Raw genomic sequence first — 18892 nt, forward strand, 5'->3', positions numbered from 1 at the left:
TGGCGACGTAGTTACTCTTCGTGCCCCTGGTCGCTGCTCATGCTGCCCTCGGCGGGCGGCGTTTCACCCGGGGGCACCCCGCCCCCTGGCTCCAGTCCAGTGACGTTGCCGTCCAGGGGATCGGGGTTGGCGGAGGCAGCGGGATCATCGTCCTCGTCCTGGCGCATGTCTGGATCTTCGTGGATGCTGTCGGCATCGGCGGTGTCGAAGGGGCCGGTCGCGCCGCTCACGCCGAAGGTTTGGGGATCATCTTCCGGGTCATAGCTGGTCATGGTCAAACCCTTTCGTAAGCAGACTTACTATTCGCTTGCCTGGCCAGCCTAGCCTGATCCAACCGGGACCAACAAGGGGCACCCAACCCACGCTCCGACGTCGTGCCCCAGCGCCTAACTGCGCTGCGTTGCCTAACTGCGCTGCGTGGTCGCGGCGACGAAGCTGCGGATGGCATCCGCCACCGCTTGCGGACGCATGTGCTGCGCCACGTGTCCCACCCCGGGAATCTCCACCAGGCGTCCTTGGTCCACGGTCCGGGAAAGCCGCAGAGACCAGTCAGGGCCCGCCACCTGGTCGCGGCTCCCACGCAGCACCAGCACCGGCGCCTTGATGCCGGCCAACCGCTTTTCCGTGGGATAGCCCATCATCACAGGGAGTTCGGTGAGGTACCAGCGGGGCCCGCAGCGGAAGTAGTCGGAGACCACGATCCAGTTGGATGAAGGACTCTCGCGAAGGACGCCGTCCAAGGTGAGGGCCAGTGATTGCCGGAAAACGCTCTTGTGCCTGGAATCAACCACCGGTCCCATCAACACCAGGCGCTGAACCCGCTCGGGGGCATGCAATGCTGCTTCGATGGCAAACTGCACTCCCATGGAATGACCCACAAGGACGTACGATTCGATGCCCCGCGACGCCAGGGCCTCCGCGATGAAGGCGCCGTAATCCTCCACCTGGAGTTGGCGGCCCGGCCTGGGAGTCCCCGCGAAACCGGGAAGGTCAAAGGAATAGGTTGGCGAGTGGGCGGCGAGGACGGCGTGGAGCCGCGCCAGGTACCGATGCGAGACTCCAATGCCGTGGATCAGGATGTACGCCGGTTCGTTCACGGGGCCCTCACCCGGCGCCGGTGTCCCTTTGGTCCAGTGGATCCGGCCGGTCAGGCCCGAAACCTCGACCTCGGCGACCTCGAACGTGGGCCGCTGCCTAATCGCTGGTTTCGTCATGGTCCTCGAACTGCTTCTTTCGCTGCGTTTCAAGCCACTCCATGATGGCTGCCTGCCGGATGCGACGATGCGTGCCCCGGTACTCCACGGGAATCTCGCCACGATCGGTCATGTTGCGCAGATACGTGTGCGAGATGCCCGCGAGCTCCGCTGCCTGGGATGTGGTGAGCATTTCCTCCACACTGCTGACCGTCACCGTGTCGCCCCGGCCCAGCCGGGAAAGGAGGTCGACGACGGCGTCCCTCGCCTGATCGGGCAGGCGGTGGACTGTGCCGTCCACGAACACAGTGATGTCGTTGCTGTCCTGGAGGGAACGCGCGAGATTCCGGGCGTCGTCGGCGGGGAGCCCGGCCGTGACGCGGGGAGCTATCAGTGCCATGCCAGAAGCCTAGCCCGGAAGAACCTACTGCGCGTCCAGGTCCGTCTCCAGCAGCTTCACCAGTGCGTCCAGCGCAGCATCGGCGCCATCACCCTCGGCCCGAAGGACAACAACGTCCCTATTCGCTGCGCCGAGCGTCATGAGCGAAAGGATGCTGGCGGCGTCGAGCGCGTCATCTGCAGGGGCACCCTGCATGGCAATGGTGACCTCCACGGGCTGTTCGCCCGCAGCCTCGGCGAAGAGGGCGGCCGGGCGGGCGTGCAAGCCGGAGCGGCTGGCGATGGTGGCTGTGCGTTCAGGCATGTGTTTCTCCTGGTATTCCGGATGGATAGGGGCTAGAGGCCGAGCTCTTCAAGCACGGGGAGCTTGGCACGGACCCAGTCGCGCGCTTCGGTGGCGCTGGGGGCTGACAAGGCAAGGCGGGCCAGCTCCTGCGCCTGTTCCAGCGTGACCGTCTTCAACACCGTGCCGACGGCGGCCAAAGAGCGCGCGGTCATTGACAGTGTGGTGACACCCAGCCCGGTCAGAACGACGGCGAGGGCCGGGTCCGCAGCTGCCTCACCGCAGACACCCACAGGCTTGTTGTTGCCCTCCTGGGCTGAGCCTTCCACCGTGAGCTGCACGAGCCGGAGGACTGCGGGCTGCCACGGGGTGTTCAGTTCCGCGAGGGGCCCGAGTTGGCGGTCGGCGGCCATTGCGTACTGCGTGAGGTCGTTGGTGCCAAGGGAGGCGAATCCGACTTCGCGAAGGACAGTGGCGGCTGTGAGGGCGGCAGAGGGAACCTCGACCATCACGCCCGGCGTCTGAATTCCTGCCGCAGCACACAGCGAGGCAAAGCGTCCGGCTTCGGCTGCCGTGGAGATCATGGGAGCCATGACCCAGACGTCGGCTTCGGACCCGGAAGCTGCCCGGGCGATGGCTTCCAGCTGGCGCTCAAGGACACCTGGAGTCGTGAAGTCCGTACGGTAACCACGCACACCCAGCGCGGGGTTGGGTTCGGTGGCATCCGTGAGGAACGGAAGGGGCTTGTCGGCGCCCGCATCCAGGGTCCGCAGGACCACTTTCTTGCCCGGGAATGCGTCAAACACAGCCTTGTACGCCGCGGCCTGCTCGTCCACGGAGGGTTCGGTGTCGCGTTCAAGGAAACAGAATTCGGTGCGGAACAGGCCGACTCCCTGTGCTCCGAGGCCAGCGGCTGCCACGGCATCCTTGGCTCCACCAACGTTGGCCAGGAGCGGCACCAGGTGACCGTCCGCCGTCGTGCCGTTTCCGTCGAATTCGGCGAGCGTGGCGGACGTTTCCGCCCAGGCGGTTGCAGCGGCACGCTGTTCCTCGCCGGGTTCCAGGGCGACGGAACCGGCCGCGCCGTCAACGTACACTTCGGAGCCATCGGCGATGGAGTCCACGCCGTGGGCGGCAACGACTGCCGGGAGGCCGAGTGAGCGCGCGATGATCGCGGTGTGCGACTGCGGTCCGCCGCCGGACGTTATCAGGGCGAGCACGACGGCCGGGTTCAGCGTCGCGGTGTCGGCGGGGGCGAGGTCCTCGGCCACCAGGATGAAGGGGGTCTCGGAGGACGGGATGCCGGGCGCGGGGACGCCGCGAAGTTCGGCGACGATGCGTGCACGAACGTCCAAAACATCCGTGGCGCGTTCAGCCATGTAGCCGCCGAGGTTGTGCAGCATTTCGGAGACGGATGCGCCGGCTTCCCAGATGGCGCGCTCAGCCGAGGAACCCGCGTTGATGAGCTTGGCCGCCGATTTCAGGAGCATGGTGTCCTTGGCCATGAGGGCCGTGGCTTCAAGGACAGCTTTGCCATCGCCCGAGGCGGTGTCCGCGCGGCTCTTGAGTTCGTCGTGGACCGACTGGGCTGCCGCTTTCAAGCCGGCGACGGCGTCTTCCGGGCTGACGCCCGCGGCCAACCGTTCGCCCGACGGCGGTTCGCTCACCGGCTTGGGCATCTGGCGGACGGAACCAATGATGCGGCCAGGGCTTACCCCTACGCCTTGGAAATTCTGCACTGAATCCTCTGTTCCTGCTTGTTGGTTCAGACCCGCCGGCGACGGCACCGGGAGCCCCATAAATAACTCTTGTGAGCCACTTCATATAGCAACGCTATAGGTGCTAGGGTAGCGGTTATGAGTTTCGATGACCAGCTTCCGCCCAAAATTCGGTTGCTTCGCGCAGCTGCCGAATTGCTGGCGAATTCGGAGGGGTCAGCGGTCTCAACGCGCCAGATCACCAAGCTTGCCGGGGTCACGGCGCCTACGCTCTACCACCACTTTGGCGACAAAGAAGGGCTCTTCGACGCCGTCGTTTCCGCCGGTTTCGAAGAGTATGTGGCGGGGGAGCGGGATTTTGCACCGTCCGGGGAGCCTTTGGAAGATGTCCGGCGGATGTGGGACAACCACGTCCAGTTCGGCCTGACCCAACCCCACCTGTATCTGGTGATGTTCGGCAACATCAGGCCGGAAAGCCGCCCAGCAATCGTGGCCGATGCTGAAGCGCTTCTGGAAGAGATGCTGAACAAGGCCGCTATCTCCGGTCAGATCAACGTGCCGCCCCGCGAAGCGGCCCGAAGCATCCTGGCGGCCAACGTGGGCGTCACGCTCATGCTGATCGCAGAACCGGTGGAAGAACGGAACCTCGAGCTCTCAACGATGACCCGGGATTCCATGATTTTTGCCGTCTCCACGGACACCGCCCGTGGCGCCGCAGCGGAAGACTCCGGTAAGTCCTCGGTTGTTGTTGCGGCAATCGCCCTGAATGCGGCACTGCAGGCCTCGCATTCGGACCAACTATCCAGCTCTGAACTGAAGCTTTTCCTTGAGTGGCTTCACCGCATTTCCAGCAGCTCCTAAGGCTGTTCTCGCTCGATCTGTATCGACTGACCCCGCGCCGCCGCGGGACACACGTTAGGAATTCACATGGCAACAGAGACAGTTGCGAAGCCCCGCACCAGCGCCCGCGTTGGCGTCCAAAAGTTCGGAACATTCCTGTCCGGCATGATCATGCCCAACATTGGCGCTTTCATCGCCTGGGGCCTCATTACAGCCCTGTTCATCAAAGTCGGCTGGATTCCGGTCCCGGAACTGGGTGGTTTCGGCACCAATGACAAGGGTGCCCCCAACGTCGGCATCGTTGGCCCCATGGTCACGTACCTCCTTCCGCTCCTGATCGCCTACACCGGCGGCCGGATGGTCTACGACGTCCGTGGTGGCGTCGTTGGCGCCATTGCCACCATGGGCGTCATTGCCGGTACGGACTCGCCCATGTTCATCGGTGCCATGATCATGGGCCCGCTGGGCGGCTGGACCATGAAGCAGATCGACCGCCTCTGGGACGGCAAGATCCGTCCGGGCTTCGAGATGCTGGTGAACAACTTCTCCGCCGGCATCTGGGGTGCAGCGTTGGCGTTGGGCGGCTTCTACGGCCTCTCCTGGGTCGTCAAGCGTTTCACGGAAGGCGCAGGCAGCGTGGTCGAATTCCTGGTCAACAACGGCCTGCTGCCGTTGACCAGCATCTTCATCGAGCCCGCCAAGGTACTCTTCCTCAACAACGCCATCAACCACGGCGTGCTGACCCCCTTGGGTATCCAGCAGTCGCTTGACCACGGCAAGTCCATCCTGTTCCTGCTCGAAGCCAACCCCGGCCCGGGCCTGGGCATCCTGCTGGCGTACATGTTCTTCGGCCGCGGCGCCGCTCGGGCATCTGCTCCTGGCGCTGCCATCATCCAGTTCTTCGGTGGCATCCACGAGATCTACTTCCCGTACGTCCTGATGAAGCCGATCCTCATCCTCGCTGCCATCGGTGGCGGCATGACGGGCATCGCAACCCTGGCCATCACCAACTCAGGCCTGGTGGCTCCTGCGGCACCGGGTTCCATCATTGCTGTCATTGCCCAGACTTCACGCGATAGCTACATTGGCGTCATCCTCGCAGTTGTCCTTGCAGCTACCGTGTCCTTCCTTATTGCCTCGCTGATTCTCCGGACCTCCAAGAACAAGGGCGAAGACGATCTTTCCGCGGCTACGTCCCGCATGGAGGCCATGAAAGGCAAGAAGAGCTCCGTCTCCTCCGCGCTGGTAGGGGACAGGGTTGCTGCCCAGGGTGAAGGCACTGTCCTGACCCGTCCGGTGCAGAACATCGTTTTTGCGTGCGACGCGGGCATGGGTTCCAGCGCCATGGGCGCTTCGGTCCTGCGCAACAAGATCAAGGCGGCCGGCTTCCCGGACGTGAAGGTCACCAACTCTGCCATCGCCAACCTGAGTGACACCTACGACGTCGTCGTCACCCACCAGGACCTGACCGAACGCGCCCAGCCGAAGACCTCCAGTGCAGTGCACTACTCGGTGGACAACTTCATGAACAGCCCCAAGTATGACGACATCGTCGAACTCGTGAAGACCAGCAACACCGAAGGCCCTGCCGCCGCGGACGCTGACGGAACTGCCGCCGCAACTGAAGCAGCCGCCACCCATGGTGCACATGCCGCTGAGCCGGCCGCCGACGTCGAAGGTAAATCAGTACTGCTGCGCGAGAGCGTGATCCTGGACGGCAAGGCAAGGGACCGCGACTCGGCGATCGACGAAGCCGGGCAGCTCCTGCTGGACCGTGGTGCAGTGGACATGAGCTACGTCCACGCCATGCACGAACGCGAAGAATCAGTGTCCACCTACATGGGCAGCTTCCTGGCCATTCCGCACGGCACCAACGATGCCAAAGAGCACATCATGCACTCTGCGGTGTCCATCATCCGCTACCCCGAGGGCATCGATTGGGGCGGCAAGCAAGTGAAGTTCGTGGTCGGCGTTGCCGGCATCAACAACGAACACCTCCACATCCTGTCCTCCATCGCGAAGATCTTCACCAACAAGGCGCAGGTTGCCCAGTTGGAGGAAGCCACCACGGTTGAGGAAGTCCTGGAGCTGTTCGGAAAGGTCAACGCATAGTGAAGGCAGTCCATTTCGGGGCAGGTAATATCGGGCGCGGCTTCGTGGGGTTGCTGCTCCACGAAGCAGGCTATGAGGTGGTGTTCGCCGACGTCGCGGATGCCTTGATCAGCCAGCTCGCGGAGGCCACCAGCTATGACGTCCATGAGGTCGGCGACAACCCTTCGGTGAAAACTGTCGAAGGCTTCCGGGCTTTGAACTCGGCTACGCAGGAAGCCACCGTCGTGGAGGAAATCTCGACGGCGGATGTGGTCACCACCGCTGTGGGGCCCCACATCCTGAAGTTCGTTGCGCCGGTGATAGCCCGCGGGCTGGCTGCCCGCCCCACGGATTTGCCGCCCTTGCAGGTAATGGCGTGCGAGAACGCCATCAATGCCACCCATCTGCTGCACGCCGAGATCCGGGCTGCCTGGGATGACTCCGCCGGGGATCTTGACGCCGTCGCCGTTTTCGCCAACACCGCGGTGGACCGTATCGTCCCCAACCAGGCGCCGGGCCAGGGCCTGGATGTCACGGTGGAGACGTTCTATGAGTGGGTCATCGACCGCACGCCCTTCAAGGGCAACGCGCCGGTGATCCCGGGCGCCACGTTCGTGGACGAGTTGGGACCGTACATCGAGCGGAAGCTGTTCACCGTGAACACCGGTCACGCTTCGGCGGCCTACTTCGGCTACGCGGCCGGCATTGAGAAGATTTCGGACGCCATGGCCGATCCTTCGGTGGCCGCCAAGGTCCGGGCTGTGCTGGAGGAGACCAAGGAACTCCTGGTGGCCAAACACGGTTTCGTTGAGGCCGAGCAGGAGGCGTATGTGCAGAAGATCCTGTCGCGCTTCTCCAACCCGCACCTCCCCGATACCGTGAACCGCGTGGGCCGCGCGCCCCTGCGTAAGCTCGGCCGGCACGAGCGGTTCGTTGGTCCTGCAGCTGAGCTCGCCGAGCGCGGCGTCACCCCCGTGGCACTGCTTGAGGCGATGTCCGCAGCCTTGCGGTTCGATGACGGAGCGGACGACGAAGCCGTGGAGCTCGCCAACATGTTGTCCGAGCTGGACGCGGCCGCCGTCGTCGAGCGTGTGACGGAACTGACGCCTGCACACCCGCTTTTCCCGGCGCTGCAGAAGCTCGTGGAGGACCGCCAAGCGGAGCTCTGACGCTCTCTCACGTTCCGCCCGGTTGGGTGTGACGCTCTCTCACGTTCCACCCGGTTGGGCGTGACGCTCTCTCACGTTCCGCCTGGTTGGGTGTGACGCTCTCTCATGTTCCGTCTGGTTGGGTGTGACGCTCTCTCACGTTCCGCCTGGTTGGGCGTGACGCTCTCTCACGTTCCGCCTGGTTGGGTGTGACGCTCTCTCATGTTCCGTCTGGTTGGGTGTGACGCTCTCTCACGTTCCGCCTGGTTGGGTGTGACGCTCTCTCACGTTCCACCTAAAGGCCCGACGTCGAGCACTCACTTGAGTGTCCGACGCCGGGCCTTTCCGTGCCGGTGAGTGAGGGTGGGCGGGAAGCGGTAGGGATGTGAGTGAGGGTGGGTGGGAAGCGGTAGGGATGTGAGTGAGGGTCGGTGGGAAGGGGTAGGGATGTGAGTGAGGGTCGGCAACAGAAAAGCCCGACGCCGGGCACCCAACTGGGTGCCCGGCGTCGGGCCTTTTCAGGAGCGCGGGTCTAGCGCGCTGCCGCGGTTTCGGCTTCGGACATCGCCTTCCATTCGGCCACGCGGGCCTGGTGCAGCGGGGACTTGCGAACCACCGCGTAGGCAACGCCGAGGATCGCGAACCAAATGGGTGTCACCAGCAGTGCTGTGAATGTGTCCGGCTGCGTGGTCAGGGCCCACACGAGGAATGCGAAGAACGCGAACACCACCCACACCATCGGAATGCCGCCGGGCATCTTGAACGGTGAAGCGGCGTGCTGCTCGGGGCGGCGCTTGCGGTACACCAGGTAGCTGGCCAGGATGATGGACCAAACGAACATGAAGCAGACGGCGGACACGGTGGTCACCATGTCGAACGCCACGCCAACGTCCTTGCCTGCGTAGAGGAGCGCGACGCCGGCCAGCAGCAGGACGCACGAGAGGAACAGTGCGTTCTGGGGTACTTTGCGGCTGGAGAGCCGGCCGAAGAGCTTGGGTGCGTCGCCGTCGTTGGCCAGGCCGTAGACCATACGCGACGTCGAATAGATGCCGGAGTTGGCCGAGGACATGGCGGACGTGAGGACTACGAGGTTCACGACGGTGGCGGCCATGCCGAGGCCTGCAAGGGAGAACATGGCGATGAACGGGCTTTGGCCTGCTTTGAACTCGGTCCATGGGGTGACGGACATCAGGATGATGAGGGCGCCCACGTAGAAGAGCATGACGCGCAAGGGGATGGCGTTGATGGCGCGGGGGAGGTTGTGCTCCGGGTTCTTGGTTTCGGCAGCGGCTGTGCCCACCAGTTCGATGCCCACGAACGCGAAGACGGCGATCTGGAAGCCGGCCACGAAGCCCATGAATTCCTTGGGGAAGAACCCGCCGTGGCTCCAGAGGTTGGTGAAGCTGGGGGTGCCGGCGTTGGATTGGAAGCCGGTGAAGATCATGACCAGGCCCACTACGATCAGCGCAACGATGGCCACGATCTTGATGAGCGCGAACCAGAACTCGGTTTCGCCGAAGGCTTTGACTGTGGGCAGGTTCAGGAGCAGAAGGATGATGATGGTGGCCAGGCCCGGGATCCAGAGCTGGATTCCCGGCCACAGCGCATCGGCGTAGCCGGCAATCGCGATGACGTCCGCGACGCCGGTGACCACCCAGCAGAACCAGTAGGTCCAGCCGGTGAAGAAGCCTGCCCACGGGCCCAGAAGGTCGCCGGCGAAGTCGCTGAAGGACTTGTAGTTCAGGTTGGACAGCAGGAGTTGGCCCATGGCCCGCATGACGAAGAAGAGCATGAAGCCGATGATCATGTACACGAAGATTACGGAGGGACCGGCAACCGAGATGGTCTTGCCGGAGCCCATGAAGAGGCCCGTTCCGATGGCGCCGCCGATGGCCAGGAGTTGGATGTGGCGGTTGCTGAGCGAGCGTGACAGGTGGGGCTCGCTGTCCCTGCTGGAGGCGCGGAGTCGCCCCTGTGTTGTCTGGTCGGACATTAGTTCAAGAACCCTTCGAAGGACCCGCCACAATAGTGACGGCCGTTACAAATGTGTTCGATAAAGTTATAGCTAATGTCTGACCAATTGCGAATCGGTCTGCATGGCGAAAGCTCCCCTGGTCAGAAGGGGAGCTTAGGCCGTTGTTTTGGCTGGTGGAATCAGGCGATTTGGCGCTTGTAGGCCGCGGTGGCAAATGCGTAGGCGAGGACCAGGATTCCCAGGCACCAGGCCAGGGCTACCCAGATGTTGCTGCCCACCGGTTGCTGCGCGAACAGATCCTGGATGGTGTTCACAATCGACGTGACCGGTTGATTCTCCGCAAACCAGCGAACCGGACCCGGCATTGTCTCTGTGGGGACGAAGGCCGAGCTGATGAACGGCAGGAAGATCAGCGGGTACGAGAAGCCGCCGGCACCATCCACGGACTTGGCGGAGAGGCCTGCGATGATGGCGATCCAGGTGAGCGCCAGGGTGAATAATGCCAGGATTCCTGCAACAGCGAGCCAATCCAGCACGCTGGCTGAGGTGCGGAACCCCATGAGGAGCGCCACCAGCACGATGATCACCAGCGAGAGCCCGTTGGCCACCAGGGAGGTCAGGACGTGTGCCCACAGCACTGACGAGCGTGCGATCGGCATGGACTGGAAACGTTCGAAGATCCCGCTCTGCATATCGGTGAACAAGCGGACCGCGGTGTAGGCGATGCCCGAAGCGATGGCGATGAGCATGATGCCGGGGAGCAGGTAGTTGACGTAGTTCTCTGTGTCGGTCCTGATGGCGCCGCCGAAGACATAGACGAACAGCAGCATCAGGGCGATAGGTGTGATGGCGGTGGTGATGATGGTGTCCACGCTGCGGAAGATGTGCCGCATGGACCGCCCCAGCAGGACAGAGGTGTCTGCGAAGAAGTGGGTGTTCATGACCTGTCCTTTACTGACTCGCTGCTGTGGTTTGACTCGTTGCTTCCGGTGCCTACGAGCGCCAGAAAGATGTCCTCCAGGCTCGGCTGCTTCTCGACGTATTCGATTTTGGCCGGCGGAAGGAGCTGCTTGAGCTCGGCTAGTGTGCCGTTCGCAATGATGCGGCCTTCATGAAGAATGGCGATGCGGTCTGCGAGTTGCTCAGCTTCGTCGAGGTACTGCGTGGTGAGCAGGACGGTGGTCCCTTGGGTGGCGAGCCTCTTGACGATGTGCCAGACCTCGAGCCGGGCTTCGGGATCGAGCCCCGTGGTGGGCTCGTCAAGGAAAATCACCTTGGGTTCGCCGATCAAGCTCATCGCGATGTCCAGCCGCCGGCGCATGCCACCGGAGTAGGCCGCCACTTTCCTGGACCCGGCGTCGGTGAGGCTGAACTGAGCCAGCAACTCGTCGGCGATCCGGCCCGGGTTCTTCAGATGGCGCAGCTTCGCCACCAGGATCAGGTTCTCCTTGCCGGTGAGGATCTCGTCCACCGCGGCGAACTGCCCGGTGAGGCTGATGGACTCCCGCACCTGCAGCGACTCTGCCGCGACGTCAAAGCCTTCGACGGCGGCCGTTCCGCCATCCGCTTTGAGCAGCGTGGACAGGATTTTCACCATGGTGGTCTTGCCCGCCCCGTTGGAGCCAAGGAGGGCGAAAATGCTGCCTGACGCCACCTCGAAGTCCACCCCGCGGAGCACATGGAGGTCCTTGTAGGACTTCTCTATGCCTTGGACGCTGATGGCCGCTGAAGTCATGATTCGGCCTCCTTTGCTTTATCGATGGCCTTGATGAGGCGATCGCGTTCTTTGTCGATCCAGCGCTTTCCGCCGTAGGCCAGTGCGAACGCTTCGGCGAATTCGATGGGGTCGTCGCCGACGATTTCGCTCACGGGCGTGCCCTCGATTGCGGCCCGTTCCCAGAGGTCGGCGAGGTCGGTGAACATCTGCACCATGGTGTCGCCTTCGGTGACGCCGCCGTAGTACATGAGGTACCGGTTGAAAGCTGTGGCTACGGTGCGGTACGGCTCCGGCAGGGCCTCCAGCCGGGCCTTTGCCTGCTTGAACTGCTTCTTCTGCTCGAGTGATCCGGTGACCAGTTCGATCCATTTTGCTGCCATGTTATTTTCCTTCCTTACGGAGCTGTTCAAGCCGTTCGGACAAGAAGCTCCAGGTGTTCCAAAATTCGTTGAGTTCTTTTTTGCCTTGGGTGTTGAGCGTGTACACCTTGCGGGGTGGCCCTTTTTCGGACGGCCGCTTCTCCACGTCCACCAGCCCCTTTTGTTCGATCCGGACCAGTAGGGCGTACACGGTGCCTTCGGCGATCTCGGTGAATCCCTGCTCCCGGAGGAGTGTGGTGATTTCGTATCCGTAGGCTGCCTTTCCGGTCAGGAGGGCCAAGACGATTCCCTCCAATGTGCCTTTGAGCATCTCGGTCATTTGCTTGCCCATCAGACACCTCCATTCGCTACTCAGTATTACTAGCTACCACTACATAGTAGAACTAAGTACCGGTACTTAGCAATACTGAGTTCCACGACAAAATGACATGCTGGGGTGGTGACTACAGAATCCGGTTCCGCGCCCACTTTGATGACTGCCGCCGTCGAGCCTGGAATCTTCAGCCTCCGCCGCGCCCAAAAGGGCGACCTGCCGCGGATCCTGGCGCTGCTTGCTGACGACCAGCTCGGCGCTTCGCGCGAAAGCGCCGACGACCTGGCGCCCTATGAGCTGGCTTTTGAAGCGATCGACGCCGACCCTTCCCACCTTCTGGTGGTGGGCGAACTCAATGGCGACGTCGTGGCCACATTCCAGCTCAGCTTCATTCCGGGCCTATCCCGCAAGGGTTCCTGGCGTGCACAGGTGGAGGCGGTGCGGGTCTCGGATGCGCTCCGAGGGCAAGGCGTTGGGGCCCTGATGATCGAGTGGGTCATTGGCCAGGCGCGGGAGCGTGGCTGCTCGCTGGTCCAGCTCACCACGGACAAGTCGCGGGTTGATGCGCACCGTTTCTACGAGCGGTTGGGATTCGTTGCGAGCCACGAAGGCATGAAGCTCGCACTCTAGCACTTGACTATTAGGTACCCTAACTATTAGGGTACCTAAATATGAACGGTACTTTCGATCCCAGCCTCACCCACCTCGCGAAGGAATACCGTGAGGCCCTCCGTTTGGGCGTATACATGTTCCGCCGTCTGGACCCGGAGGGCGAACTCACTGCCGCGCAGCTGAGCCTGCTCTCCATGATCTTCGACGCCGGGCTCCGCGTGGGAGATATCGCCAAGAACCTGGGGATCAAAGTCCCGAGCGCCACGGAGCAGATCATCAAGCTCGAGCGCGCAGGCCTGGTCACCCGCCAACCCGACCCCGACGATTCCCGCGCCGTCCAGGTGGCCATTACCCGGGCCGGGACAGCCGCCGTCGAATCCGCCGACCAGCGGCGCAACGCCATGGTGGCCGAACTGCTCCAGGGCCTCGACAGCCAGGAGATTGAGCAGCTCGCGGCCGCCCTGCCCGTGATCGCCAAGCTCAACAGCTCATTCCAGAACTAACCAGAATCTACGCACCGACAAGGAGCCATTGAATGTCACGCCAGTTGGCTGACGCTTCAGCAAGCGCCGAAACAACCATCGAAAACACCCTCGAGGCGGAGAAAGCATCCCTCCTCAAACAGCCGAAGGCTGTATGGGCCACCGCCCTCGCAGCAGTTTTCGCGTTCATGGGCATCGGCCTCGTGGACCCCATCCTCCCGGCGATCGCCAAGAACCTTGAGGCGTCCACGAGTGAAGTCTCGTTGCTGTTCACCAGCTACTTCCTGGTGACGGCCGTTGCAATGCTGATCAGTGGTTTCGTGTCCTCCCGCATCGGCGGCAAGAAGACGCTGCTGATCGGTTTGGCGATCATCGTGGTGTTTGCCTCGCTCTCCGGTTTGTCCGGCAGCGTTGAACAGTTGGTGGGCTTCCGCGCCGGCTGGGGCCTCGGTAACGCGTTGTTCGTTGCAACAGCCTTGGCTGTGATCGTGGGCGTGGCCAGCGGTGGAACCGGCACGGCCATCATCCTGTACGAAGCCGCCCTCGGCTTGGGCATCTCGCTTGGCCCGCTGCTCGGAGCACTCCTTGGCGGCTGGCAGTGGCGCGCGCCGTTCTTCGGCACGGCAGTCCTGATGGCTGCCGCCTTCATTGCCTTGCTGGCATTGCTGCCTAAAACACCTGCCCCGGCAAAGAAGTCCCGGCTCCGCGACCCGCTCCTGGCCCTTGGGCACAAAGGCCTCCGCACCACTGCGGCCAGCGCACTGTTCTACAACTACGGCTTCTTCACCATCCTGGCCTTCACGCCCTTCATCCTGGGCATGGACGCCTACGGGATCGGGGGAGTGTTCTTCGGGTGGGGCGTCGCTGTGGCCGTTTTCTCCGTGTTCGTGGCTCCCGTGTTGCAGAAGCGTTTCGGTGCCGTCAAGGTCCTGACCGGCACCCTCGCCGCCCTGATGCTCGACCTGGTCGGGCTGGGACTGGCTGCCGGGCACTCGGTGACTGCCGTCGTCGTGCTTGTCATCGTGGCCGGTGCCCTGCTGGGCATCAACAACACGGTCTACACCGAGCTGGCCATGGGCGTCTCGGATTCGCCGCGCCCCGTCGCGTCGGCCGGCTACAACTTTGTGCGTTGGATGGGTGGTGCGCTGGCCCCGTTCGCGGCGGCCCAGCTGGGCGAGCACTTCGGCCCGCAGGTTCCGTTCTTCGCAGGCGCCGTTGCCATGGTGATCGCGATCCTCGTGGCCTTCGGAGGCCGCAGTTACCTCAGTTCGCACGAGCCGCACCTGGTCTAAGGCTTCCCGCCAGAAAAAACGAGCCCCGCGGTAATCCGCGGGGCTCGTTGTGCGTCTACTTGGTTTCGTCCGAGGTGACCGGCAGCGGCGCTACCGGCGCCCCCTTGGGAACGAACAGTGTCTCGGCCTGCTCAAGGGACATGCCGTTCGTCTCGGGAACCTTGAACATCACAAAGAAGAACGACGCCGCCGCGAACGCTGCGTACATGGCGTACGTCAGGGGCAGCGAACCCGCCGCCATGATGGGGAAGCTGAGCGTGATGGCAAAGTTCGCGATCCATTGAGCGGCCGCTGCCAGGCCCAGGGCACGGGCACGGATACGGGACGGGAAGATCTCGCCCAGCAGGACCCACACCAGCGGCCCCCAGGAGGCTCCGAAGCTGATGACGAAGACGTTCGCAGCGACCAAGGCCACGGGTCCCCAGGCGCCCGGCAGTGAGATCTCGGAACCCGTTCCGGTTGCCGAGGAGAACGCCAACGCCATAACAGCCAGGGACACGGCCATGCCGATCGAACCGGTCAACAGGATGGGGCGGCGACCGATGCGGTCCACCAAGGCGATGGCCACCATTGTCACCAGGATGTTGGTGACTGAGGTGGCGACGGAGATGGTCAGGGAGTCCTTTTCCTGGAACCCGACTGCCTTCCAGAGGGTGGTTGAGTAGTAGAAGATCACGTTGATGCCCACGAACTGCTGCAGGACCGACAGGATGATGCCGATCCACACCACGGGAAGCAGGCCAAACCGGTTGCCGCGGAGCGAGCCCTTCTTGGTGGAGAGCTTTTCCTGCTGGATGGACTCACGGATCTCACGAATGTGCCGTTCGATGTCGTCACCCGGAATAAGCCTCTGGAAAATGGTGCGGGCCTGGTCTTCCTTGCCATTAAGCACCAGGAAGTGCGGGGACTCGGGCAAACGGAACGCAATCAACCCGTACACGGCAGCCGGAATGGCGCAAGCTATGAACATCCAGCGCCAGGCTTCGATCCCCAGCCACAGCATTCCACCGGCGCCGCCGGCTGAGTTGGCAAGGACTGCGTCGGACCGGAGCGCGGCGAAGATACCGGTGGTGATGGCCAGTTGCTGAAGTGAAGCAAGGCGCCCGCGCACGTGGCGGGGGGAGATCTCGGAAATGTACGCGGGAGCAATGACGGACGCCAGTCCAATGCCCAAACCGCCCACCAGCCGCCAGAAGACAAGGTCCCACACACTGAACGCCAGGCCGGTTCCCACAGCACTCACCAGGAACAGGAGTGCGCCGATCTTCATGGCGGGAATGCGTCCGTAACGGTCGGCTACATTGCCGGCCAGGTAGGCGCCGGCGGCACATCCCAACAAGGCGACGGCGACAGCGAAGCCCGTTACGGCCTCGCTCATGACGAACTCGTCCGCCATTGCGTCCACGGCGCCGTTGACCACGGACGAATCGAAGCCGAAGAGGAAGCCGCCCACCGCGCCGGCAACGGCCAGGCCGATCACCTTCCGCGAAACTGGGGGTGCGCCTTCGGTGCTGGAACTGGACATGGGACTCCCTTTGGGAATGGTGGTGTGGGATCGCGGTGCGGGACGTCGTCGGCTGTTCCGACGGGGACGCCGGTGCACTCGCGCTACACAGTGTGGCACGGCCCATCACGCAAGTTCCAGTCAAGCCGTGTCAGATGACCTGCGTTCACTTCCTTAACCCAAAAGGCTCTGGCTGTCAGCTGTATGTTCCCTGTGAGCCCTGGCGTGGCGTTTTCGGGGGCTGAACCTTCCTATTGGATCAACTAATTGAACACAAAGCACGACGGCGGCCCTTGAGTCTGGTGCCAAACCCAAGGGCCGCCGTCGGCCGCTTGTGAGCCGGAGTACCAGCGCTAGGAGAGCTCCTTCAGCGCCTCCGCCAGCACGGTACCAGGCTTGCCCAGCCGTGCGTGCACGCCGTGCGAGGCGAGCAACTTCCCAGCGATGACCACCTCGGTGACGTCGCTGGCTGTCGCGCTGAATGCCATCTGCAGGGGCCGCGATCCGGCGGTGCGCGTGGAGGCGGGATCGATGACCATGAGGTCGCAAACACCGCCCACTTCAAGGACCGGGCCAGCCACCGGGGTGGCCATGGAACGGGCTGCTCCTTCGGTTGCGGCCCGCAGCAATTCCTGCGGTGAGAACCTCCCGCGCTGGCCGCTGCCCAACCGCTCCCCGTGTTCAAGGGTCCGCATTTCAGTCCATGGATCGATCACGGCGTGCTGGTCGGTGCCCAGGGCGATGGTGGCTCCCGCATCCGAAAGTTCCCTCGCCGGGCCAATCCCATCTGCGAGGTCGGCTTCGGTGCTGGGGCACATCACCACGGTGGTGCCGGCTTCACCAAGCGAGGTGATGTCTTCCGGCGTCAGGTGGGTTGAATGAACGGCCGAGAGCCTGTCCGTCAACAGCCCGTGACGTTCCAGGAGGCCAGCCGGGGTAGTGCCGTAAGCCTCGAGGCAGGCTTGGTTCTCGGCAGGCTGTTCGCTCAGGTGGATATGGAGGGGAATGTCTGCCGGCAATTTCGCGGCCACCACCTTCAGGTCCTCCTCGGGGACGGCCCGCACCGAGTGCAAGGCAGCCCCGACGCTCACGCGATCCGCAGGAAAGCTCCCGGCAATGGCAGTACGGAGCGAGGCCAGGCGGTCCAGCCATGCGTGGACGTCCGAGTCTCCAAACCGTGCCTGCTCGGGGCTGAGGGGCGTCCCGATTCCGCCGGCCAGGTACAGGGTATCCAGAAGGGTCAGGCGGATTCCGGCTGCCATGGCGGCGCGGGCCAGCGCCAATTCCATGGCGTGGGGCTCCGGATAAGGTGCACCATCGGGTTGGTGGTGGACGTAGTGGAACTCCGCAACGCTGCTGAAGCCGGTCACCACCATCTCCGCAAAAACGGCCGTCGCAAGCTTTTCGTATTTCTCCGGGGTCAGCTCCGACGCGCTGGTGTACATCTGCTCCCGCCACACCCAGAAGTCCCCACGCCCTTCATGGGTGCGGCCACGCAGGACCCTGTGGAAGGCGTGCGAGTGGGCATTGGCAGCTGCCGGGAAGACGATGCCCTCCAGCCTTTTGTCGCCGGGCTGAGGCTGGCTGCCTGCCGTGACACCGGTGATCCGTCCGTCGTGGGTTTCCAAGCGCACTCCGGAAGCGGCCTCGGGCTCCCGTGACCCGCTCGTGGACGCGATGATCGCCGTTTCACACCAGAACGCGGTCACAGGAGACCTTCCAAAACATCTGCGAGGGCAACGGCTCCGGACGAAGCGTCTTCATCGGCAACGTATTCTTCGGGCGAATGCGAGATACCGCTGGGATTGCGGACAAAAAGCATGGCGGAGGGTACGTACCCGGCCAGCACGCCGGCATCATGGCCGGCGCCCGTGGCCAGCACCGGCGCGCCCGGCAGCAGGCCACCGATCCGACGGCTTAGCTCCGAGTCAAAATGAACGGTCCCGCTGTAGGACTCCTCGGTGAGGGTCGCTGTGCAACCTTCGGCTGCGGCGACTTCCTGCGCCGCGGCATGGATGGCCTCGATAAGGCGGGCGGTTACGGCGTCATCCGGGTGGCGGGCGTCGAGCCACAGGTCAACGCGGGAGGCGATGACGTTGGTGCCGCCGGGAACAGGGGTCAAGCGGCCCACCGTTGCCCTGGCGTCCGGCTGCTTCGCCGCGGTGTCGCGCACAGCCAGGACGATCTGGGCTGTAGCCACCATCGGATCAGCGCGGTCTGCCATCAGCGTGGTGCCCGCATGGTTTCCTTGCCCGCTGACGCTGATCTTCCAGCGCCCGTGACCCAGGATCGAACTTCCGACGGCGATGGCCGGACCATCCTGCCCCAGTCCCTTGCCTTGCTCCACGTGCAGTTCCACAAAGTCACCGATTCGGGCCATCGCTTCCGGATCAGCGCCGACATGGTGGGGATCCAGGCCGTTGGACCGTGCGACATCCGCGAAAGTGTCACCGTTCACGTCACGCAGGTTCAGCGCCTTGTCGACGTCGATCGCACCTGTCAGGAGCCGGGAACCCAGGCATGCCACGCCGAATCGGGACCCTTCTTCCTCCGGAAAGACGGTGACCGCCAAGGAGCGGTGCAGCTGGAGCCCGCGGTCTTTAAGGATGTCGACGGCGGCCAGTGCGGAAGCGACGCCGAGGGGCCCGTCGAAAGCGCCTCCGCCGGGGACCGAATCGAGGTGGCTTCCGGTGACCAGCGCGCCGTCCTGCGGCTCGCCCCACCAGGCCCAGATGATGCCGTTGCGGTCTGTCTCGACGTCCAGGCCCCGCTGCGCGGCTTGCTCGATGAACCACTCGCGGAGATCGAGTTCGGGCGTTGAATATACGGCCCTGGAGTAGCCTCCGCGCACGCCATCCCGGCCTACGTCCTTGATGGACCCAAGGAGCTTATTGACGGTTTCCACGTGTTCCTCCGATATTGACGACTGCCACCAAGTAAAAAGC

19 protein-coding genes are annotated in these 18892 nt (G+C 63.6%); 6 read left to right on the forward strand and 13 right to left on the reverse strand.

Features of this window, described 5'->3' with window-relative positions; translation table 11 throughout:
• Window positions 1-11: 11 nt before the first annotated feature.
• The 5 genes from AC5RU9_RS17695 to ptsP all read right to left on the reverse strand — a co-directional run bounded on the left by AC5RU9_RS17695 (window position 12) and on the right by ptsP (window position 3614).
• Window positions 12-272, reverse strand: coding sequence for a DUF6480 family protein (locus AC5RU9_RS17695; RefSeq protein WP_494017448.1), 261 nt, complete (start codon window positions 270-272; stop codon window positions 12-14).
• 132 nt (window positions 273-404) lie between these two features.
• On the reverse strand, window positions 405-1214 hold the full coding sequence (locus AC5RU9_RS17700; protein WP_494017449.1) for an alpha/beta fold hydrolase: 810 nt from the start codon (window positions 1212-1214) through the stop codon (window positions 405-407).
• Entirely contained in the window at window positions 1195-1593 is a 399-nt protein-coding gene (locus tag AC5RU9_RS17705) for a helix-turn-helix domain-containing protein (protein ID WP_494017450.1), read from the reverse strand. The genes AC5RU9_RS17700 and AC5RU9_RS17705 overlap by 20 nt, the downstream gene beginning before the upstream one ends.
• Window positions 1594-1617: 24 nt before the next feature.
• Entirely contained in the window at window positions 1618-1896 is a 279-nt protein-coding gene (locus AC5RU9_RS17710) for an HPr family phosphocarrier protein (protein WP_494017451.1), read from the reverse strand.
• 32 nt (window positions 1897-1928) lie between these two features.
• Complete coding sequence (ptsP, locus tag AC5RU9_RS17715; RefSeq protein WP_494017452.1) at window positions 1929-3614, reverse strand: phosphoenolpyruvate--protein phosphotransferase; 1686 nt, start codon at window positions 3612-3614, stop codon at window positions 1929-1931.
• 117 nt (window positions 3615-3731) lie between these two features.
• Between ptsP and AC5RU9_RS17720 the strand changes: the two genes are divergently transcribed.
• The 3 genes from AC5RU9_RS17720 to AC5RU9_RS17730 all read left to right on the forward strand — a co-directional run bounded on the left by AC5RU9_RS17720 (window position 3732) and on the right by AC5RU9_RS17730 (window position 7693).
• Window positions 3732-4454, forward strand: a complete 723-nt coding sequence (locus AC5RU9_RS17720; RefSeq protein WP_211710727.1) for a TetR/AcrR family transcriptional regulator — start codon at window positions 3732-3734, stop codon at window positions 4452-4454.
• A gap of 66 nt (window positions 4455-4520) precedes the next feature.
• Window positions 4521-6545 (forward strand): PTS mannitol transporter subunit IICBA, encoded by a 2025-nt coding sequence (locus AC5RU9_RS17725; protein WP_494017453.1) that lies wholly within the window; start codon window positions 4521-4523, stop codon window positions 6543-6545.
• Window positions 6545-7693, forward strand: coding sequence for a mannitol-1-phosphate 5-dehydrogenase (locus AC5RU9_RS17730; RefSeq protein WP_494017454.1), 1149 nt, complete (start codon window positions 6545-6547; stop codon window positions 7691-7693). Before AC5RU9_RS17725 ends, AC5RU9_RS17730 begins: the two co-directional genes overlap by 1 nt.
• 511 nt (window positions 7694-8204) lie before the next feature.
• On the opposite strand, the gene cycA is transcribed toward AC5RU9_RS17730, so the two are convergent.
• The 5 genes from cycA to AC5RU9_RS17755 form a co-directional block, all read right to left on the reverse strand.
• Window positions 8205-9665: a D-serine/D-alanine/glycine transporter gene (gene cycA, locus AC5RU9_RS17735; RefSeq protein ID WP_494017455.1), complete on the reverse strand. Its 1461-nt coding sequence runs from the start codon at window positions 9663-9665 to the stop codon at window positions 8205-8207.
• A gap of 161 nt (window positions 9666-9826) precedes the next feature.
• Entirely contained in the window at window positions 9827-10588 is a 762-nt protein-coding gene (locus AC5RU9_RS17740; RefSeq protein WP_494017456.1) for an ABC transporter permease, read from the reverse strand.
• Window positions 10585-11382 (reverse strand): ABC transporter ATP-binding protein, encoded by a 798-nt coding sequence (locus tag AC5RU9_RS17745; protein WP_494017457.1) that lies wholly within the window; start codon window positions 11380-11382, stop codon window positions 10585-10587. Before AC5RU9_RS17745 ends, AC5RU9_RS17740 begins: the two co-directional genes overlap by 4 nt.
• Window positions 11379-11744 carry a DUF1048 domain-containing protein gene (locus AC5RU9_RS17750; RefSeq protein ID WP_211710721.1) on the reverse strand — a complete coding sequence of 122 codons (366 nt, stop codon included), beginning with the start codon at window positions 11742-11744 and terminating at the stop codon, window positions 11379-11381. The genes AC5RU9_RS17745 and AC5RU9_RS17750 overlap by 4 nt, the downstream gene beginning before the upstream one ends.
• 1 nt (window position 11745) lies before the next feature.
• Window positions 11746-12075 (reverse strand): PadR family transcriptional regulator, encoded by a 330-nt coding sequence (locus tag AC5RU9_RS17755; protein ID WP_011776451.1) that lies wholly within the window; start codon window positions 12073-12075, stop codon window positions 11746-11748.
• Between the two features lie 141 nt (window positions 12076-12216).
• Between AC5RU9_RS17755 and AC5RU9_RS17760 the strand changes: the two genes are divergently transcribed.
• Genes AC5RU9_RS17760 through AC5RU9_RS17770 form a run of 3 tightly spaced genes read left to right on the forward strand, consistent with a single transcriptional unit; the run spans window position 12217 to window position 14443 of the window.
• Window positions 12217-12687, forward strand: coding sequence for a GNAT family N-acetyltransferase (locus AC5RU9_RS17760; protein WP_494017546.1), 471 nt, complete (start codon window positions 12217-12219; stop codon window positions 12685-12687).
• A gap of 41 nt (window positions 12688-12728) precedes the next feature.
• The gene (locus AC5RU9_RS17765; RefSeq protein WP_494017458.1) at window positions 12729-13172 is read left to right on the forward strand and encodes a MarR family winged helix-turn-helix transcriptional regulator; all 444 of its coding nucleotides are present in this window, start codon (window positions 12729-12731) and stop codon (window positions 13170-13172) included.
• 32 nt (window positions 13173-13204) lie between these two features.
• On the forward strand, window positions 13205-14443 hold the full coding sequence (locus tag AC5RU9_RS17770) for an MFS transporter (protein ID WP_494017459.1): 1239 nt from the start codon (window positions 13205-13207) through the stop codon (window positions 14441-14443).
• A gap of 55 nt (window positions 14444-14498) precedes the next feature.
• Here the strand turns inward: AC5RU9_RS17770 and AC5RU9_RS17775 are convergent, their stop codons facing one another.
• The 3 genes from AC5RU9_RS17775 to AC5RU9_RS17785 all read right to left on the reverse strand — a co-directional run bounded on the left by AC5RU9_RS17775 (window position 14499) and on the right by AC5RU9_RS17785 (window position 18852).
• Window positions 14499-15968, reverse strand: a complete 1470-nt coding sequence (locus tag AC5RU9_RS17775; RefSeq protein WP_494017460.1) for a sugar porter family MFS transporter — start codon at window positions 15966-15968, stop codon at window positions 14499-14501.
• A 332-nt stretch (window positions 15969-16300) separates the two neighbouring features.
• The gene (locus AC5RU9_RS17780) at window positions 16301-17656 is read right to left on the reverse strand and encodes a formimidoylglutamate deiminase (protein WP_494017461.1); all 1356 of its coding nucleotides are present in this window, start codon (window positions 17654-17656) and stop codon (window positions 16301-16303) included.
• Window positions 17653-18852, reverse strand: a complete 1200-nt coding sequence (locus AC5RU9_RS17785; protein WP_494017462.1) for an allantoate amidohydrolase — start codon at window positions 18850-18852, stop codon at window positions 17653-17655. Before AC5RU9_RS17785 ends, AC5RU9_RS17780 begins: the two co-directional genes overlap by 4 nt.
• Window positions 18853-18892 lie beyond the last annotated feature (40 nt).

This window comes from Arthrobacter sp. B0316-5-4 (genome assembly GCF_059090325.1).

Excerpts from the sequence above, each read along its gene's own strand:
- AC5RU9_RS17695 (WP_494017448.1), bottom strand. The coding sequence starts at position 272 with ATGACCAGCTATGACCCGGAAGATGATCCCCAAACCTTCGGCGTGAGC.
- AC5RU9_RS17700 (WP_494017449.1), bottom strand. The coding sequence starts at position 1,214 with ATGACGAAACCAGCGATTAGGCAGCGGCCCACGTTCGAGGTCGCCGAG.
- AC5RU9_RS17705 (WP_494017450.1), bottom strand. The coding sequence starts at position 1,593 with ATGGCACTGATAGCTCCCCGCGTCACGGCCGGGCTCCCCGCCGACGAC.
- AC5RU9_RS17710 (WP_494017451.1), bottom strand. The coding sequence starts at position 1,896 with ATGCCTGAACGCACAGCCACCATCGCCAGCCGCTCCGGCTTGCACGCC.
- AC5RU9_RS17720 (WP_211710727.1), top strand. The coding sequence starts at position 3,732 with ATGAGTTTCGATGACCAGCTTCCGCCCAAAATTCGGTTGCTTCGCGCA.
- AC5RU9_RS17725 (WP_494017453.1), top strand. The coding sequence starts at position 4,521 with ATGGCAACAGAGACAGTTGCGAAGCCCCGCACCAGCGCCCGCGTTGGC.
- cycA (WP_494017455.1), bottom strand. The coding sequence starts at position 9,665 with ATGTCCGACCAGACAACACAGGGGCGACTCCGCGCCTCCAGCAGGGAC.
- AC5RU9_RS17740 (WP_494017456.1), bottom strand. The coding sequence starts at position 10,588 with ATGAACACCCACTTCTTCGCAGACACCTCTGTCCTGCTGGGGCGGTCC.
- AC5RU9_RS17745 (WP_494017457.1), bottom strand. The coding sequence starts at position 11,382 with ATGACTTCAGCGGCCATCAGCGTCCAAGGCATAGAGAAGTCCTACAAG.
- AC5RU9_RS17750 (WP_211710721.1), bottom strand. The coding sequence starts at position 11,744 with ATGGCAGCAAAATGGATCGAACTGGTCACCGGATCACTCGAGCAGAAG.
- AC5RU9_RS17755 (WP_011776451.1), bottom strand. The coding sequence starts at position 12,075 with ATGGGCAAGCAAATGACCGAGATGCTCAAAGGCACATTGGAGGGAATC.
- AC5RU9_RS17760 (WP_494017546.1), top strand. The coding sequence starts at position 12,217 with ATGACTGCCGCCGTCGAGCCTGGAATCTTCAGCCTCCGCCGCGCCCAA.
- AC5RU9_RS17765 (WP_494017458.1), top strand. The coding sequence starts at position 12,729 with ATGAACGGTACTTTCGATCCCAGCCTCACCCACCTCGCGAAGGAATAC.
- AC5RU9_RS17770 (WP_494017459.1), top strand. The coding sequence starts at position 13,205 with ATGTCACGCCAGTTGGCTGACGCTTCAGCAAGCGCCGAAACAACCATC.
- AC5RU9_RS17775 (WP_494017460.1), bottom strand. The coding sequence starts at position 15,968 with ATGTCCAGTTCCAGCACCGAAGGCGCACCCCCAGTTTCGCGGAAGGTG.